The sequence below is a fragment of the Cupriavidus sp. FW305-46 genome, assembly GCF_058787075.1.
The window spans coordinates 77,072-94,071 of the sequence record NZ_JBYSZI010000015.1 but is presented as its reverse complement, the minus strand read 5'-3'; the positions used below and the strand labels follow the sequence as shown (position 1 = coordinate 94,071).

The 17,000-nt window shown below is 64.6% G+C and carries 14 protein-coding genes; 4 read left to right on the top strand and 10 right to left on the bottom strand.

Translation table 11 applies throughout. The features are described from left to right. Positions 1-228: 228 nt before the first annotated feature. The 3 genes from AC3WON_RS10030 to AC3WON_RS10020 all read left to right on the top strand — a co-directional run bounded on the left by AC3WON_RS10030 (position 229) and on the right by AC3WON_RS10020 (position 4,888). Positions 229-2,670 carry a TonB-dependent receptor gene (locus tag AC3WON_RS10030; RefSeq protein WP_492351728.1) on the top strand — a complete coding sequence of 814 codons (2,442 nt, stop codon included), beginning with the start codon at positions 229-231 and terminating at the stop codon, positions 2,668-2,670. Between the two features lie 226 nt (positions 2,671-2,896). Beyond that, on the top strand, positions 2,897-4,441 hold the full coding sequence (locus AC3WON_RS10025; protein WP_492297108.1) for a methyl-accepting chemotaxis protein: 1,545 nt from the start codon (positions 2,897-2,899) through the stop codon (positions 4,439-4,441). Between the two features lie 114 nt (positions 4,442-4,555). Further along, positions 4,556-4,888, top strand: a complete 333-nt coding sequence (locus AC3WON_RS10020) for a hypothetical protein (RefSeq protein ID WP_492318619.1) — start codon at positions 4,556-4,558, stop codon at positions 4,886-4,888. Positions 4,889-4,925: 37 nt separating this feature from the next. Here AC3WON_RS10020 and AC3WON_RS10015 read toward each other — a convergent pair whose 3' ends face one another. Both AC3WON_RS10015 and AC3WON_RS10010 read right to left on the bottom strand, forming a co-directional pair. Then, positions 4,926-5,801, bottom strand: a complete 876-nt coding sequence (locus AC3WON_RS10015; RefSeq protein ID WP_492351727.1) for a GntR family transcriptional regulator — start codon at positions 5,799-5,801, stop codon at positions 4,926-4,928. A 77-nt stretch (positions 5,802-5,878) separates the two neighbouring features. Continuing rightward, the gene (locus AC3WON_RS10010) at positions 5,879-6,904 is read right to left on the bottom strand and encodes an AraC family transcriptional regulator (protein ID WP_492318621.1); all 1,026 of its coding nucleotides are present in this window, start codon (positions 6,902-6,904) and stop codon (positions 5,879-5,881) included. Between the two features lie 128 nt (positions 6,905-7,032). Between AC3WON_RS10010 and AC3WON_RS10005 the strand changes: the two genes are divergently transcribed. After that, a complete protein-coding gene (locus tag AC3WON_RS10005; protein ID WP_492318622.1) occupies positions 7,033-7,944 on the top strand; it encodes a TauD/TfdA dioxygenase family protein in 912 nt (303 codons plus the stop codon). Positions 7,945-8,019: 75 nt separating this feature from the next. Here the strand turns inward: AC3WON_RS10005 and AC3WON_RS10000 are convergent, their stop codons facing one another. The 8 genes from AC3WON_RS10000 to cyoB all read right to left on the bottom strand — a co-directional run bounded on the left by AC3WON_RS10000 (position 8,020) and on the right by cyoB (position 16,965). Further along, positions 8,020-9,015, bottom strand: coding sequence for a Bug family tripartite tricarboxylate transporter substrate binding protein (locus tag AC3WON_RS10000; protein WP_492318623.1), 996 nt, complete (start codon positions 9,013-9,015; stop codon positions 8,020-8,022). 259 nt (positions 9,016-9,274) lie between these two features. Next, the gene (locus tag AC3WON_RS09995) at positions 9,275-10,336 is read right to left on the bottom strand and encodes a beta-keto acid cleavage family enzyme (RefSeq protein ID WP_010809758.1); all 1,062 of its coding nucleotides are present in this window, start codon (positions 10,334-10,336) and stop codon (positions 9,275-9,277) included. Positions 10,337-10,407: 71 nt separating this feature from the next. Next, positions 10,408-11,388 carry a quinone oxidoreductase family protein gene (locus AC3WON_RS09990; RefSeq protein WP_492351726.1) on the bottom strand — a complete coding sequence of 327 codons (981 nt, stop codon included), beginning with the start codon at positions 11,386-11,388 and terminating at the stop codon, positions 10,408-10,410. Positions 11,389-11,677: 289 nt separating this feature from the next. Beyond that, complete coding sequence (locus AC3WON_RS09985; protein WP_492351725.1) at positions 11,678-12,670, bottom strand: Bug family tripartite tricarboxylate transporter substrate binding protein; 993 nt, start codon at positions 12,668-12,670, stop codon at positions 11,678-11,680. A gap of 174 nt (positions 12,671-12,844) precedes the next feature. Next, entirely contained in the window at positions 12,845-13,831 is a 987-nt protein-coding gene (locus tag AC3WON_RS09980; RefSeq protein ID WP_492351724.1) for a hypothetical protein, read from the bottom strand. A 59-nt stretch (positions 13,832-13,890) separates the two neighbouring features. After that, entirely contained in the window at positions 13,891-14,316 is a 426-nt protein-coding gene (cyoD, locus tag AC3WON_RS09975; RefSeq protein WP_013952667.1) for a cytochrome o ubiquinol oxidase subunit IV, read from the bottom strand. Beyond that, positions 14,313-14,969 carry a cytochrome o ubiquinol oxidase subunit III gene (gene cyoC / locus AC3WON_RS09970; protein ID WP_010809753.1) on the bottom strand — a complete coding sequence of 219 codons (657 nt, stop codon included), beginning with the start codon at positions 14,967-14,969 and terminating at the stop codon, positions 14,313-14,315. Before cyoC ends, cyoD begins: the two co-directional genes overlap by 4 nt. After that, positions 14,962-16,965: a cytochrome o ubiquinol oxidase subunit I gene (gene cyoB / locus AC3WON_RS09965; protein WP_492318628.1), complete on the bottom strand. Its 2,004-nt coding sequence runs from the start codon at positions 16,963-16,965 to the stop codon at positions 14,962-14,964. The genes cyoC and cyoB overlap by 8 nt, the downstream gene beginning before the upstream one ends. Positions 16,966-17,000 lie beyond the last annotated feature (35 nt).

The window sequence follows — 17,000 nt, the reverse complement described above, 5'->3', positions numbered from 1 at the left end:
GGTGCGCCGCGAACGACTGTCCCATGGTTGAGCACCGGTCCGCTGCCTGTGTCCGCAGCTGTCCTGTTTTGTGACAGGCGTCGGCGCAAGGAGGGTTCGGCCAGCGCGTTCCCGGGCCGCTCACCGCGCAAGTGCCGGACTCCCGATGCACGGTACGAAACCTGCTCAGCTCCGGACAGGCGCTACCCAATGCAGGTATCGCGCCGCTTATCCGGAGGAGACGGAACCATGCCAGCCAACCCGCGCCCCGCACCGCCAGGGCACGCGCCGCGCGACACCGTGGCTTGCCGCCGCAGGAGCAGCCGCGGCGCCGCCACCGCGATTGCCATGGCGGTCGCCCTGATGGCCCAGCGGCCCGCTGTTGCGCAGCAGGACACCGCTGTCCCAAACCAGGACAGCGCCATGCTGCCGGAAGTCCTGGTGGTGGCCGCCGCGCCGCTGCCAGGCATCGGCGTCGACAGCGACCTGGTGCCCTACACCGTGCAGACCGTGCGCGGCGACGACCTGGACCGGTCGCGCGCCGGCAACCTGGCCGAGTACCTGTCCCGCAACCTGGCCGGCGTCAACGTCAACGACATCCAGGGCAGCCCGTTCCAGACCGACATCACCTACCGCGGCTTCCGCGCCTCGTCCATTGCGGGCGTGCCGCAGGGCCTGTCGGTCTACCTGGACGGCATCCGCGTCAACGAGCCCTTCGGCGACGTGGTCAGCTGGGACATGATCCCGGAAGCCGCGCTGGCGAGCGTGTCGCTGGTGTCCAGCGCCAACCCGGCCTACGGCCTCAATACCCTGGGCGGGGCGCTGGCCATGACCACTCGCTCCGGGCTGGACGCACCCGGCTTCACGGCCGACCTGTCCTACGGCAGCGGCGCCCGCAAGCGCGCCGACCTGTCCGGCGGCGTGCGCAGCGACAGCGGCTGGCACGCATTCGCGGCCGGCACCCTGTTCCAGGAGCATGGCTGGCGCGACCAGTCGGGCGGCCGGCTTGGCAACGTCTTCGCCAAGGCTGGCTATGCGGGCGACACTGACAGCTTGGACGTGTCAGTGCTGCATGGCCGCAGCACGCTGACCGGCAACGGGCTGGTGCCCAGCTTCCACGCCAGCGGCAACGGCACGCTGCCAGACCTCTACCAGGGCAATCGCCACGCCGTGTACACCTACCCCGACCAGACCCGCAACCAGGTGACCCAGGTCGCCGTCAACGGTCGCCACTGGTTCGACGACAAGACCAGCGCCGCCGCGCTGGCCTACGTGCGCACCAGCCGCCGCGACACCACCAACGGCGATGTCAACCCCGCCTACGAGGCCTATGCCGAAGACTGCGAGGACGGCTTTGCGCCCGACGGCAGCCCGCTCGGCGCCGACTGCGGCATGACCCGGGCCGAAGGCGCCGCGCTGCATCCCGCCGTGATCAACACCACCCATATGTGGCAGCAGACCGTCGGCATGGCGCTGAGCATGGCCAGGGAGACCGACCGCCACCTGCTCAACGCCGGCCTGACCCTGGACCGCAGCCGCCTGACCTATTCGCAGTACGCGCAGCCCGGCACCTTCACCGACGACCGCGGCGCCGTGGCCGACCCGGACGCGCCCAACGCCCTGTTCTCCGGCGTCGGCGGCAGCTCGCGCATGCTCGGCCTGTACCTGTCCGACACCTGGTCGCTGACCCCCAGCACCTTCCTGACCGCCTCGGCCAGGTGGAACCACGTCGCGGTAAGCAACACCCTGCGCAACAGCGACGGCAGCGAACAGCCGCGCGAGAGCTTTACCTACCGCCGCCTCAACCCGGCGCTGGGGCTCTCGCAGAAGCTGGGCGGCGGCGTCACCGTGTTCGGAGGCTACGCCCAGAACAACCGTGTGCCGACCGTCCTCGAACTCGGCTGCGCCGACCCGACGCGGCCCTGCCGCCTGCCGGCCGGCCTGCAGGCCGACCCCTACCTGAAGCAGGTGGTCTCGCACTCCTATGAAGCAGGCGTGCGCTGGCACCGCGGCAAGGACACCGAAGTCACCGCGTCGCTCTACCGCGTCGACAATCACGACGACATCCTCTTCCTGCGCGCGCCGAACACCCAGCTCGGCTACTTCGCTAACTTCGACCGCACCCGCAACCAGGGCCTGGACCTCAGCGCCCGCCAGCGCGTGGGCGATGTCACGCTGCGGCTTGCCTACAGCTATCTGCACGCCACCTACCAGGCCGCCGGCCAGCTTGCCGCCGGCGAACGCACCATCGACATCCGGCCCGGCATGCGCATGGCGGGCCTGCCCCGCCATACGCTCAAGCTGGGCCTCGACTGGCAGGCACTGGCCGGCCTGACGCTTGGCGCCGACCTGGTGGCGGTGTCAGGCACCGTCTCCAGCGGCAACGAAGACGGCCTGCGCAGCGACCCGCAGCCGGGCGCGCCGCCGAAGACCGCCGACTGGCATGTGCCCGGCTACGCCACCCTGAACCTGCGCGCGGCGTACAAGGTGAACCAGCGGTTTGAGATCTATGCGCGCGTGGCCAATGTCTTTGACCGGCGCTACGAGACCTACGGACAGATCGCGAACGATGTGTTCCCCGGCGGCAGCCTGGTGCGCCCGCATGTGGCACCGGGGGATGCCGCCAGCGCGCTGTTCGTGGCACCGGGCGCGCCGCGCAGCTTCTGGCTGGGGGTGGTATTCCGGATGTAGCAAGCCAGGCACGCCGGATCCACACCCACGCCCTGCGCCACGGTGTCGCCCTCACTCGTTTGAGTGTATTCAACCCCTCCCCTACGGAAGAGGGGATCAGCGCCAGGGAACTGCGGCCGACATGGCGGGGAGAAGGGGGCGCGGACCGGCAGCCGTGGCGCGCCGGAATCCATGCAAAGCAAACAAGGCATGCGCCCCCTGCCCATCGAGAATGAGGAGGAATGCCGTGCGCGACAACCAGCCCGTCACCCAGCGCGAGTTTGATTTCCCGGACAACGCCACGCTGATGTCGACCACCGACACGCAGAGCTACATCACCTACGCCAACGCCGCGTTTGTCGAGGTCAGCGGATTCACGCGGGAAGAAATCCAGGGGCAGCCGCACAACCTGGTGCGCCATCCCGACATGCCCGCTGAAGCCTTTGCCGACATGTGGGCCACCCTCAAGGGCGGAGAGCCATGGACCGCGCTGGTCAAGAACCGCCGCAAGAACGGCGACCATTACTGGGTCCGCGCCAATGCCACGCCCGTGGTGCGCAACGGCCGGCCCGCCGGCTACATGTCGGTGCGCACCAAGGCAACACGCGAGGAGATAGCGGCCGCGGAAAAGCTGTATCGCGATTTCCGCGAGGGCCAGGCCGGCAGCCGGAAATTCCACAAGGGACTGATCGTGCGCACGGGCCTGATGGCCTTTACCTCGCTGTTCCAGACCATGCCGGTACGCTGGCGTGTGCGGCTGGCGCTGGCCGCCCTGCTCCCCGTCAGTATCATCGGCGCCTGGGGCATGGGCCTTTCCGGCATGGCACTGCCAGGTTTTGCAGGGGTCATGGCGCTTGCCACGTTGCTGGCATCCTGGTGGCTGCAACGGCAGATCACCACCCCGCTGGAACAGGTCCTGCAGCAGGCGCTGCGCGTGGCGTCCGGCGAAAGCCAGAAGGCCGTGCACATGAACCGGGTCGACGAGATCGGCATGACGCTGCGCACGATCAGCCAGCTCGGCCTGATGTTCCGCTGGCTGATCGACGACGTCAGCGGCCAGGTCGTCAATGTCCAGACCGCCAGCAATGAAATCGCGCGCGGCAATATCGACCTGAGCGCGCGCACCGAACAGGCGGCGTCCAGCGTGCAGGAAACATCCGCGTCGATGGCGCAGATGACCTCCACGGTGCAGAGCAACGCGGAAACCGCGGCGCAAGCCAACAAGCTGTCCGGCTCCGCCAGCGTCGCCGCGGAGCGCGGCGGGCAGGCGGTGTCGGAGGTCGTCAACACCATGAACGAGATCACCGAGAGCTCCAGGCGCATCGCCGATATCATCGGCGTGATCGATGGCATTGCCTTCCAGACCAATATCCTGGCGCTCAATGCGGCGGTGGAAGCCGCCCGCGCCGGCGAACAGGGCCGCGGCTTTGCCGTGGTGGCGGGCGAGGTACGCAGCCTGGCGCAGCGCAGCGCCAACGCCGCCAAGGAAATCAAGGGACTGATCGATGTCAGCGTCCACAACGTCGCGTCCGGCGCCAAGCTGGTCGACGAAGCCGGCAAGACCATGGACGACATCGTCTCGCAGGTCAAGCGCGTATCCGACCTGATCGCCGAGATCAGCGCCGCCACCACCGAGCAAAGCAGCGGCATATCCCAGGTAGGGGGCGCGGTCAGCGACCTTGACAACATCACCCAGCAGAACGCCGCGCTGGTCGAGCAGAGCGCGGCCGCGGCGGAAAGCCTGAAGCAGCAGGCAACACGGCTGGTGGAGGCGGTCAGCGTGTTCCGCTAAGCGCGGCGAAGCGGGCCGGCATGCAGTGAACCTGCCGGCCCGCTACCGGGGCGCGCTACTATTCGCCTGACGCGGCGCCTTTGCGTCGAGCGTCAGCCCTGCCCCCGACCTGTCATGACCCGCATTGTCCGCATCGCCCTCCACACCCTGGCATCCGCAAGCCTCATGTTCCTGAGCACCGCGCATGCCACCGACATCGACTGCGATCCGTCCGCCACCGCCGCCAGCGCTACGCAGGCGCAGCGCCTGATCTGCGAATCCGCGCTGTTTTCCATGGGCTACCAACGCATCCATGCCGACCAGCAGCGCCTGCTCAAGGCGCGGGCAATCACCGACGCCGACATTGCAGCATTCCGCAAGAAGCGGGACCGCTGCGATTCGGCATCGTGCCTGGACACGGTCTTCCGGGAATGGAATGCATTCGCCAGCCGGGCGCGGGTCCCTTGACCGGAGAGCCAAAGCGGACAGTCCCGCCCGCGCGGACTCAGAAAGCGCCGGCTGGCACAGCGTCGTTGCCGGCAGCGCCGGCCTTGCCTTTCCGGACGCCGGATGCCAGGGCACGGATGGCGGCTTCGCGGGAGTTTCCGATGCGCTTGTGCGCGGTCTCCAGCACCGCATCGATGTCCCGCCTGGTCACGGCGCGCTGCAGGGCACGCCAGGTCTTGAAGGAATTCTCCAGCGACCCGGGACGGGATGCGAGCCCCAGCCGCACATAGCGCAGGACCCGCAGCGAGATGGAATTCAGCAGCTCCCCGACCAGCCGGTTGCTCGACAGGTCTGCCATGGCCATGTTCGCCAGGAAGGTCACGCTGATATAGGCGTCCACCGATTCCTCGACGGCCTTGCCGAGCCGCGGCATGAATTGCTCGAATAACGCATCAAGCGCGTCCGCGCGCTCTTCCATCAGCTGCCTGAGCAGAATCGCAAACAGTGCGTCCCGCACCACGTAGATATCCCGCAGGTCCTGGGCATTGGGCTCGGTGACAATGGCGCCGCGCCGCGCGCGGAACTCGACCAGCCGCTCCCGCTCCAGGATGCGCAAGGCCTCGCGCACGGGAGCGCGGCTGACCTCCAGGACCTCGCTGATGTCTTTCTCAAGCAGCCGTTGGCCTGCGTGGATCACGTCGATCGTAATCAGTCCCGCCAGCCGCACCGCAATCTGGTCGGCGACGGATGCCGACCAGTCGCGTCCATGCATAAGCGCCTGCTCGACCGCCAGCGTGACCGGATTCTGCGGTGTTTGCGGCGCAAGCAGCGACTGCAGTTCTGGCGTGTTGGTAGTCTTGAGTCTGCCCATGAGGGGTAAGTCCTTCCGATTATTGGGGAACCGGTCGGGTGTTGCCCTCGATCGGCGCTGCACCGCTCGCAGCGCCCAAGATCTTACCTTACGTGGCGTATCGGGCGGATGGCCGAGGGTGGCATCGCGGTCGGTGCAGGCTAGGCAGTCGTCTTTCGGCGCACTGCGCCGCGCGTGGACCGGCTCTCCTTGGGGCTGCAACCAAATTGCGCGTGATACCAGCGCGAGAATCCGCTCGGCGCGGAAAAGCCGAGCAGGGTCGCCACCTCGGTCAACGGACGATCGCTCTCGATGACATGACGCGCGGCAAGCTCCGTGCGGATGTCGTTGACGATCGACGAGAAGCTTTGTCCCTCGTCCGCCAGCCTGCGCTGGACCGTGCGGCACACCACGCCCAGATGATCCGCCACTTGCTCGATGCTGCAACGTCCGCTGGGCAACAGCAGCAGGACAATGCGCCGCACGTCCTCAAGCATGGTCGCGTGCTGCGACATGACAGACGCGTCGATCAGCTGCTGCGCGTAGCGCGCCATGGCCGGATCGGCGGACGGGTTGCGTGCATCGAGATCGGCCTTCGCGCAGATGATGCAGTTGAAGTCATAGTCGAACTCGACGCAAGGCCCAAAAAACCGTTGGTGCGTACCAAGGTCGCGCGGCGCCGGGTGCTCGAAGCATACGCGCCGCGGCTCCCAGTCGGGCTTGAGAAGCTGGCGTATCAGCCGCACCATTACCCCCAGCGCCAGTTCAACCCTTTGGCGCGTGGGCTGATGCGCGCTGCCAGCGATGACCGCCTCGCGAATAATGACCAGTTCGCCGCACTCCTCTACCGCCAGCGACAGCGCACCGTTGAGCAACGCCTGATAGCGCATCAGCATGCGAAGCGAGTCGCGCAGCGTCGCCTGGTCGCGGATCAGCAATCCTACGGCCCCAAGATTGGACAACAGGCGCGACTCGGCCATGCACAGTCCGAAACTCTCGTTGCCTGACATGGTTGCCGACGCCTGCAGCAGTCGCCCGACACGCTCAACCGGAATCATGAGGTCCGGCTCGCGCAGCACGCCCGGACTCAACCCCGCATCAAGGAGCATCCGCACCGGGTCCAGTCCGGCGGCTCGGGCGACCTCGCTGTAGTTGGTGAGGGCCGCAGCGCGGACAAGTGACGACATTGGCGAGCAGAGTAGAACATTGACATGAAATGATAAATCCCGGTCATGTAGTGTCAAGCGGGAGAAACCCGCTGGATCCAGACTCGCAGGAATCGATCGGCCTGTTCGAAAAATCGGAGACAACGTTCATGATCCAACGCCTCAAAGCGGCACCCGCCGTGGTCCGCGCAACCTCTCTGGGCAATTCGATCCAGGTCGAGCCAGTCACCTGCACGATCGGTGCTGAGCTCAGCAACGTCAACCTCGGCGCGGCTGCCGAAGACGACCAGCTGATGGCGGAAATCCGCGCCCTGCTCCTCAGACATCGCGTGCTGTTCTTCCGCGACCAGGACATCACGCGCGCGCAGCACGTGGCTTTTGCGCGCCGCTTCGGCGAGCTGGAGGACCATCCGGTGGTAGGCAGCCATCCCGATTACCCGGGGCTGGTCCAGATCTACAAAACCCCGGACAGTCCTCCCGACCGCAACGAAAATTCCTGGCATACCGATGCCACCTGGCGCGAGAAGCCACCGCTAGGCTGCGTGCTGCGCTGTATCGAGTGCCCGCCCGTGGGCGGAGACACGATGTGGGTCAACATGGTCGAGGCGTACAACCAGTTGCCCGAGGATATCAAGACGAAGATCGCCACATTGCGCGCGCGCCACGGCATCGAGGCGAGCTTCGGTGCCGCCATGCCGATCGAAAAGCGTCTTGCGCTGAAGGCCCAGTACCCGGACGCCGAGCACCCGGTGGTGCGCACCCATCCCGAAACCGGAGAGAAACTGCTGTTCGTCAATGGAAGCTTTACCACGCACTTCACCAACTACAACGTGCCGGCCAACGTGCGCTTCGGCATCGACAAGGCCCCGGGTGCCGCAAATCTGCTTAGCTACCTGGTCAGCCAGGCCACCATCCCCGAGTACCAGGTGCGTTTTCGCTGGAAGAAAAACAGTGTTGCGTTCTGGGACAACCGTTCGACCCAGCACTACGCAGTGATGGATTACCCCCCGTGCCACCGGAAGATGGAGCGCACCGCCATTATCGGTGACGCGCCTTACTGAAAGATCGACATGACCGGTCGGGCATGCCGCAACGGTAGTCACCCAGCCCAGTTGCGCGGCCGGGTGACTGCCGTATTATTCCGGCTGGTAGTTGATGGACTTCAGCAGCGCGGCCTGTTGCTGGTATGCCTGCTTCAGGTCCGCCATCATCTCTTCCGAGGTGGCGGCATTCCCCTGCTCCATGCCCATATCCCTGACGCGGTTCTGCACTGCGGGCTGCTTGAAATACGCCAGCGTCGCCTCGCGGATTTTTTGCTGGACCGCCGGAGCGACATCCGGGCGCGACCACACGGCGAACCAGCCTGCTTGCGCCAGCTGCGGGTAACCGAGCTCCTTGAACGTCGGCACATCCGCCAATCCGGCAATCCGGCTCGGATAGGCCACGGCAATCGCTCTGATCTTCCCCGCCTTGATCAGCGGCATTGAGGTAGTCACCCCATCGAACATCAGCGGCACATGGCCGCCCATCAGGTCGTTCAATGCCGGAGGAGAGCCCTTGTAGCCAACATGCCGCATTTGCACCTGGGTAAGCTGGCCGAGCAGTATGCCCGAGGTGTGGCCCCTCAATCCCGCAGCGTAGGAAGCGAAAACCAGGCCGTCCTTCTGCGATTTGCCGTAGTCCACCAACTGCTTCAGGTTAGAGACCGGCACATCCTTGTTGGCAACCAGCACCAACCCCGTGCGGCTGACCTGGGCCAGGGGCTTCAGGTCGGCAAAGGGCTTGTAATGGACCTTGTAGGCCAACGGCGCTTCGCTGACGACGCCGCCCTGGATGACCAGAAGGGTATGACCGTCCTTGCCGGTGGCCTGCAAATCGGTGATCGCCAGCGCGCCGGCGGCACCAGGCTTGTTTTCCACGATAACCGGCTTGCTCCATGCCTTCTGCAGGCCTTCCGCCAGCAGCCGCGCCAAGGCGTCGGCGCTGCCGCCGGCAGGCCCCGCCACCACCAGGCGGATCGGCTTGCTTGGCCAATCCTCCTGGGCCTGGGCCACGGGCACTCCACCGACGACACCAACTCCGATCGCCAAGGCGTATCCGCGCCACCATAGGTTATTGGTTCGCTTCCTCATGTCTGTACCTCTTGATTGCCGTCTTTTCTCCATTCTCGGATCGCCCTGCGTCAACCGGCTTGACCGATCACGCCAAGTTGTTGTCGATTCGCGCAAACAGAGGGAAAACCCTGCTCGCGGTATCGGCCACACGGCAATTGAGGTCTCGAGGGTCCACGGCAGCAAGGCGAAAGAACGGGCCGCATACCGTCGCGGGTCCCGCCTTCGCCATCACATGTTGGGTCCGGGATGCCCGGCCGTCAGTTCCCCCAAGGGCTCTTTACATGCATTCGGCCTTGCGCAGGAAGCCCTGGTGGCCACCGTTACGATTGGGTGCGAAGCCATTCTTCTGAAGCGTCTCTTCCACCGTGTCGTAGAAGACCCCAAGCTGCAAGATCTCGCGGGTCTGCTGCGCCGTCGCGATGGGGCGGCCAAATTCGCCGGCGATACGCACCAGTTGCTTGATCTGCTCGACGGTGCTCATCTTTCCCGTGCGGGTCTGGTTCCAGAGCACGTCCTCGATGCCACACCGCACATGCAGGCCCAAGGCCATGCCAATCATGTTGATGGGAAGCACATTCAGCACCGAACTCTCCACCGTTACCACGGCTCCGTCCGGCACAGCGCGCAGGATGTTTGCCAGGTTGTAGATGTTCGCCTGATCCATGCCGCCGCTGATCGCCACCCAGTTCATCACCAGCGGGCCCTTGTAGACGCCGCGGCGGATCATCCGCTCAATCGTTTCAAAGCTGTTGATGTTGTAGCATTGAAACTCACTCTGGATCCCCGCGGCTGTCAGACGCCGAACGTGCTCCTCGAACCAGCTGGGATTCGAGGGCACGACCATGTCCTTGTAGGTATCGTAGAGGTGCGCGAACCCTCGCGACAGTCCCTTGAAATCATCCACACCGGCATGCTCCGTCACATTCATCTGCGAGGTGTTGACGGTCACCGTCACCTGGTCGGGCTTAGGATCGAGTTCGGCCAGCATATGCCGCGTGTCATCGCTAAGCCATTTGGCGCCTTGGCCCTCTTCAGGCGCGAAGCTGATAGAGCCGCCCACCTGGATGACCATTTCCGGACAGGCCTTGCGCACGCCGGCGATCAGCTCATTGAACTTGGACAGGCGCTTGCTGCCCTTGCCGTCCTCTTCGCGCACGTGCAGATGCAGCACTCTCGCACCGGCTTCGTAGCAATCCACCGCCTTCTGGATCTGGTCCGCCATGGTGACAGGGATATCTTCCGGGAAGTCTGACGGGATCCAGCCCGGCGCATAGGGAGCGGCGGTGATGATCAGAGGCTGCTGGTTCTCGGGATACAGGTGGCCGTCAAGGAAGTTCATGTTGATGGATCTCCGGGTTGAGATGTGAATCTTGAGAAGGTCGAACTGGATGAGACGGCTGCTTCGTGCCGTCAAATCACGAAAATGGACGAGCCGGTGGTCTTCCGCGACTCCAGGTCCCGGTGTGCCTGCACGGCATCCTCCAGGGCATAGCGCTGATTGATCCCGATGCGGATGCGGCCAGCCGCCACGTGGCCGAACAGCTCGCCGACCAGTTCCGCCTTTTCGGCAGGATCGGCGATATAGTCGGCCAGGCCCGGGCGCGTCAGGAAGGCCGAGCCTTTGCGGGCCAGGATTGCCGGATCGAACCCGGTGACCGGGCCGGAGGCGAAACCCACGCACACCAGCAGGCCGCGGCGCTTGAGGGAGTCCAGCGAGGACATGAAGGTGTCCTTGCCCACGCTATCGAAGACCACGTTCACGCCCACGCCGTCGGTCAGTTCCCGCACGCGCCCGGCCACGTCCTCATGGCTGTAGTTGATGGTGTGGTCACAGCCGTGGGCGCGCGCCACTTCGGCCTTGGCATCGGTGGAAACCGTGCCGATCACCGTCAGCCCCAACAATTTGGCCCACTGCGAAACAATCAGGCCAACACCACCTGCCGCGGCATGCAGCAGGATGGAGTCGCCCGCCTTGAAGGGGTAGATCCGGCGCATCAGGTAGGCCGCCGACAAGCCGCGCATGGTCATGGCCGCCGCGACTTCGCAACTGATTGCCTGCGGCAGCCTGATCAGCGGATCGGCAGAGATCAGCCGCTCCGTGCTGTAGGCGCCCAGCGTGTTGGTGAAGCCCGTATAGGTCACACGGTCGCCGACCGCCAGATGGGCCACGCCGGCACCGACGGCCTCGATCACGCCAGCGGCCTCGTTGCCGATGCCGCTGGGCAGCGGCACCTTGTACGTGCCGCTGCGGAAGTAGGTATCGGCAAAGTTCAGGCCTGCCGCCACGTGGCGAACGCGGACCTCCCCCGCTCCGGGCTCGCCAACGCTGCCGTCCTCAAGACGAAGGACGTCGGGTCCGCCGGTTTCATGGAACTTAACGATTTTCGCCATGCCGTCTCCTGTTCTCTATCGAATATGACCGTTCACCTGCGGATCGCCGCTTGAGCTCGCCGAAGGACAAACCGGTTTGGTGATGCAGTGGATGGGTTGATGTCCGAGTGTGTTTCGCGACGATCGAATCATCTGGCAGGGCGCAACGTTCCGCTTTACCTGGCACGCCTTGGACTTTCCTTCTTATGACAAGGATTCGCTGGTGCAGGCGCACTGGATCGTTGACGGCCGGCTGCCATCATGGCGGGCAATGGGCCGCTGGGCAGGCCGCAATGACGGGGCGCCAGCCCTATTCGTCGACCCTGATCCCTGCGTCGTTGGCGATCCTCGACCAGACTTGCAGATCGCTCCGGACGATCTCGCCCAGCTGCGCGGAGGTCTTTACCGGCGGCGGCTCGAAGTTCAGTTTCTTCATCAGCGCCGCGATCTCCGGCAATGCCTGCACCTTGTTGGCCTCATCGGACAGCCGCTTCACGATTGCCGGACTGGTTCCGGCCGGGGCGAACATGCCGAACCATCCCACCGTGTTGAACTTGTAGCCCTGTTCACTCATGGTCTTGACGTCGGCAAGCTGTGGCGAGCGCACGTTGCCGACGATGGCAATGCCACGCACCTTCCCGGAACGCAGGAACGGAACCGCCACGCTGGGATCGGTCCAGCCGATCTTCAGCACCCCTGAGGAAAGCTCGGTGAGCAGTTGACTTGTTGTCCGATATGCGACGTGCTCGGTCTTCATGCCGGTCTGCTTCTTCAGCCATTCCATGGTCAAGTGCGCGGACGAGCCGGTGGCCCAGCTGCCATAGCTGTACTTGTCCGGATTCGCCTTCACCAGCTCGATGAGTCCTGGCAAGTCGTGCACCGGCAGATCTGGGCTCACCAGCAGCAACACCCCACCCGCGGCTGTCTGCGCGATCGGCATGAGGCTCTTTCTTGCCTCCTGGGATATGGACTTCATGACGGCAGGCGCAACCACCATGTTGGATGCCGTCGTGTAGAGAATCGTGTAGCCGTCCGGCGCCGCCTTGAGAACGGCATTGGTCCCGATCACCCCGCTGCCGCCCGGCCGGTTCTCCACGACCACGGCCTGCTTCAGCGATTCGGAAAGGCGCTGCGCCATGGCCCGCGCCAGCGCGTCGGTTCCCGAGCCGGGAGACGACGGAACGATCATTTGAATCGGGCGTGCGGGCCAGGCTTCCTGTGCCTGCAGCGGCCCTGGCGCGCACAGGGCAATGATTGCCTCCGCGCACAATGTGATGGCGAGCAGCTTGTTCAGTGATGACATCGTCGTCCCCATGTTCTCTCGACTATTTCCCAGCCTGAAAAGTGCTGCCAGCCCCACCACTGTGCGGCAAGCAATTGCTACCGGCTCAGGCTATCGTGCGCAAATCATAGCAGTCGACATTTTTATTGTCGACATGAATATATTTGGCTGGTCGTGAGGTTGCCGGGAATCGATTCAGTCCGGCTTCTTGCCCGTTGGCGCCGTGCCCTCCGTCGCGGGCGCCTCGAAGGCATCGAACAAATGATCGGGGGCGCTGGTGTTGTGACGCGACCGGACCGTACGGCCGAATCGCACCGCGGTCGCCTGCATTGAAGTGACTGCCATCACCGGCTTCCTGATGGCCTCGCCAGCCGGCCCGGTCGTCCAGGTGACCTCGCTCGCGTCTGCGTTGTCGTCGGCAACGTACATGGAGCGCAGCATCGCGAACGGGCGCTTGGCGTCATAGGCCGGCAGGAACCGGACATCGAGCGCCGTACGCATGTCGCTGATTTCAGTGATGGTGACCGTTGCCTGGCCTCCGCCAGTGAAATGCAGCCTGAAAGCCAAGGGCTGCGGCTCGATTTCTATCCGAGCGATGTTGACCACCGGGCGCCCTTCCTGCTCTATCGGCCCCAGCAGGAACGAAGAGCCATAGGCATTGACACCCAGATGACGGGCCGGCAACGGTTTCGCCCGCCAGTAGCCATCGGCGGGATAGAGCACCAGGACCTCGGCACGGGTCCGGCCGGATTTCCGGAACACCTGGATCAGGTGAAAACCGGCATCGGCCCTGCCCGCTACCGTGACCGGCACCCGATGTGGCCGCCAGAAGCTGGCGAACGTGATGCCGACAATGGCAATATTCCTGCCGTCGTAAAGGGTGACCGTGCGCGGCACGAAGACATGGCGGGGATCAGTCGGGTGAGGCGTCTTGCCGAAGTTGCACCCGGAGAAATCCGGCGCGGAGCTGTCAATGCGGATGGCGTTGACGTAGGGGGGATGCAATGCCTGGATGCGGAAGCTGCCAACCGCGGCGGCGGACAGGGCGAACGAGACATTGTCTTCTTCCGCGCATGGGCCTGGCGTGCTGAAATTCTCGACCTCCACGGCCAGCCGCTGCGCGCAAGCCGGCACGGAAAGCAGCGCCAGGCACAGGGCCGCGACAAGGCGCGTTGCGCGCATGCCAGGCTCCGTGAACGGGAATGAGGCGGGATCCGATTCCCGCCTCCGTGAGCCTGTTCCTACTTGGTCCTGGGCGGCACGATCGCAGTGCCGGCGTCGGTGGTGCGCTCGTGCTGCATGGTCGGCATCATGTTGCTGTTCAGGTGGAACATGACCCAGAGCGAACCCGTCAGCGTGATCACCACCAGCACCAGCGTGAACATCAGCGACAGCATGTTCCAGCCGCCCTCCGACCGCGCGTTCATGTGCAGGAAGTAGATCATGTGCACCACGATCTGCACGGCGCCGATCAGCAGGATGACGATGGCGGTGGTGGACGACTTGTCGAACACCTTTCCCATGACCAGCCAGAACGGGATCGCGGTCAGGAAGACGGACAGCACGAAGCCCGTCAGGTAACCGCCCAGCGTGGCGTGCGGCCCCACTTCCTCGTCATGCCCGTGGCTGTGTCCGTGGCTGTCCAGCGTTTCGTCGTGCGCGCTCATGGCAACGCTCCCATCAGGTAGACGAAGGTAAAGACGCCGATCCAGACGACGTCGAGAAAGTGCCAGAACATCGACAGGCACATCAGCCTGCGCTTGTTGGCCGTGATCAGCCCGTGCTGCGCCACCTGGGTCATCAGCACGACCAGCCAGATGATGCCGCACGTGACGTGCAGCCCGTGGGTGCCGACCAGCGCGAAGAACGAGGTCAGGAACGCGCTGCGCTGCGGCCCTGCGCCCTCATTGATCAGGTGCGCGAACTCATAAAGCTCGACCGCCAGGAACCCCGCGCCGAAGACCCCCGTGATGGCCAGCCAGATCTGGGTTCCGGCGATGCGGTTCTGCTGCATCTGCAGCATGGCAAAGCCGTAGGTAATCGACGACAACAGCAGGAACGAGGTGTTCAGTGCCACCAGCGGCAGCTCGAACAGCTCTGCCCCGCTCGGTCCCCCCGCATACTCCCGGCCCAGCACGCCATACGCGGCGAACAGGCACGCGAATATCAGGCAGTCGCTCATCAGGTAAAGCCAGAACCCCAGCAGCGTCCCGTTCTGCGGGTGATGGTCTTCGGGCAGGTAGAACTGGTAGCCCCCCGGCGGGGCCGCGTCAGCGGTGCCGGTGCCGCTCACATGGTTGGGAAAGGTCGTGTCAGCCATGGCCAGCCATCCGCTGTGTGCGCGCCGCTTCGGTCTGGACCACCAGGTCCGCCGGGAGGTAATAGTCGCGCTGGTAGTTGAACGTATGGATGATCGCGCCGATGATCGTTGCCGCGAACGATGCCGCCGCCAGCCACCAGATGTGCCAGATCAACGCGAAACCGCAGAGCGTGGACAGTCCCGCGAGCACGATCCCGGCCGCGGTGTTCTTCGGCATGTGGATCGGAATAAAGCCCTGCTGCGGCCGCGCGTAGCCGTTCTGCTTCATGTGCCACCAGGCGTCGGTGTCGTGCACCACCGGCGTAAAGGCGAAGTTGTACTGCGGCGGCGGGGACGACGTCGACCATTCGAGCGTGCGGCCGTTCCACGGATCGCCGGTCAGGTCGCGCAGCGCCTCGCGGTGGATGAAGCTGACTACCAGCTGGACCAGGAAGCAGGCAATGCCGATGGCGATCAGCAAGGCGCCGAACGCAGCCAGCTGGAACCAGACCTGGTGGGTTGCGTCCTCGAAATGGCTCATGCGCCGGGTCACGCCATGCAGCCCCAGCCAGTACAGCGGCATGAACGCGAAGTAGAAGCCGACCAGCCAGAACCAGAACGATGCCTTGCCCCAGGACGAGACCAGGCGATAGCCGAATGCCTTCGGGAACCAGTAAGTAATGCCTGCCATCAGGCCGAACAGCACACCGCCGATGATCACGTTGTGGAAATGCGCGATCAGGAACAGGCTGTTGTGCAAGGAGAAGTCAGCCGGCGGCACCGCCAGCAGCACGCCGGTCATGCCGCCGATCACGAACGTGACCATGAAGCCGATGGTCCAGAGCATGGGGGGCTCGAAGCGGATCTTGCCGTGGTACATCGTGAACAGCCAGTTGAAGATCTTGGCACCGGTGGGGATCGATATGATCATGGTGGTGATGCCGAAGAACGAATTGACGCTGGCACCCGATCCCATCGTGAAGAAATGGTGCAACCAGACCAGGTACGACAGCACGGTGATCACCACCGTGGCGTAGACCATCGACGCGTACCCGAACAGGCGCTTGCGGCAGAACGTGGCGACCACTTCCGAGAACACCCCGAACACGGGCAGCACAAGGATGTACACCTCCGGATGGCCCCATATCCAGATCAGGTTCACGTACATCATGGCGCTGCCGCCCAGCTCGGTGGTGAAGAAGTTGGTGCCGACGTAGCGGTCCAGCGCAAGCAGCGCCAGCGCCGCGGTCAGCACCGGGAACGCGGCGATGATCAGCACGTTGGTGCACAGCGCGGTCCAGGTGAAGATCGGCATGCGCATCAGCGTCATGCCGGGCGCCCGCATCTTGACGATGGTCACCAGCAGGTTGATCCCGGATAGCAGCGTCCCTACCCCGGCCACCTGCAGCGCCCAGATGTAGTAGTCGACGCCGACGTCAGGGCTGTGGATGATGCCGGACAACGGCGGATAGGCCAGCCAGCCGGTGCGCGCGAACTCGCCCACGAACAGCGACATCATGACCAGGATGGCACCGCCCGTGGTCATCCAGAAGCTGAAGTTGTTCAGGAACGGGAAGGCCACGTCGCGCGCGCCGATCTGCAGCGGCATGACGAAGTTCATCAACCCCGTGACCAGCGGCATGGCAACGAAGAAGATCATGATCACGCCGTGGGCGGTAAAGATCTGGTCGTAGTGGTGCGGCGGCAGGTAGCCAAGGTTGTCGCCGAACGCGATGGCCTGCTGGATGCGCATCATGATCGCATCGGCAAAGCCCCGCAGCAGCATCACGATGCCCAGGATCACATACATGATGCCGATCTTCTTGTGGTCGATGCTGGTGAACCATTCCCGCCACAGGTAGCCCCAGAGGCGATAGTAGGTGAGCGCCGCGACGATTGCGCCCCCGCCGATCACCACCACGATGAAGGTGCCGAGCAGGATGGGATCGTGCAGCGGGAGGGCCTCCCACGAAAGCCGGCCGAAGATCAAATTGGCGAGTTCCGAGCGCTCGGGCATGTTTGTCACCTGGGGCCTGAATTAACCAACCATGG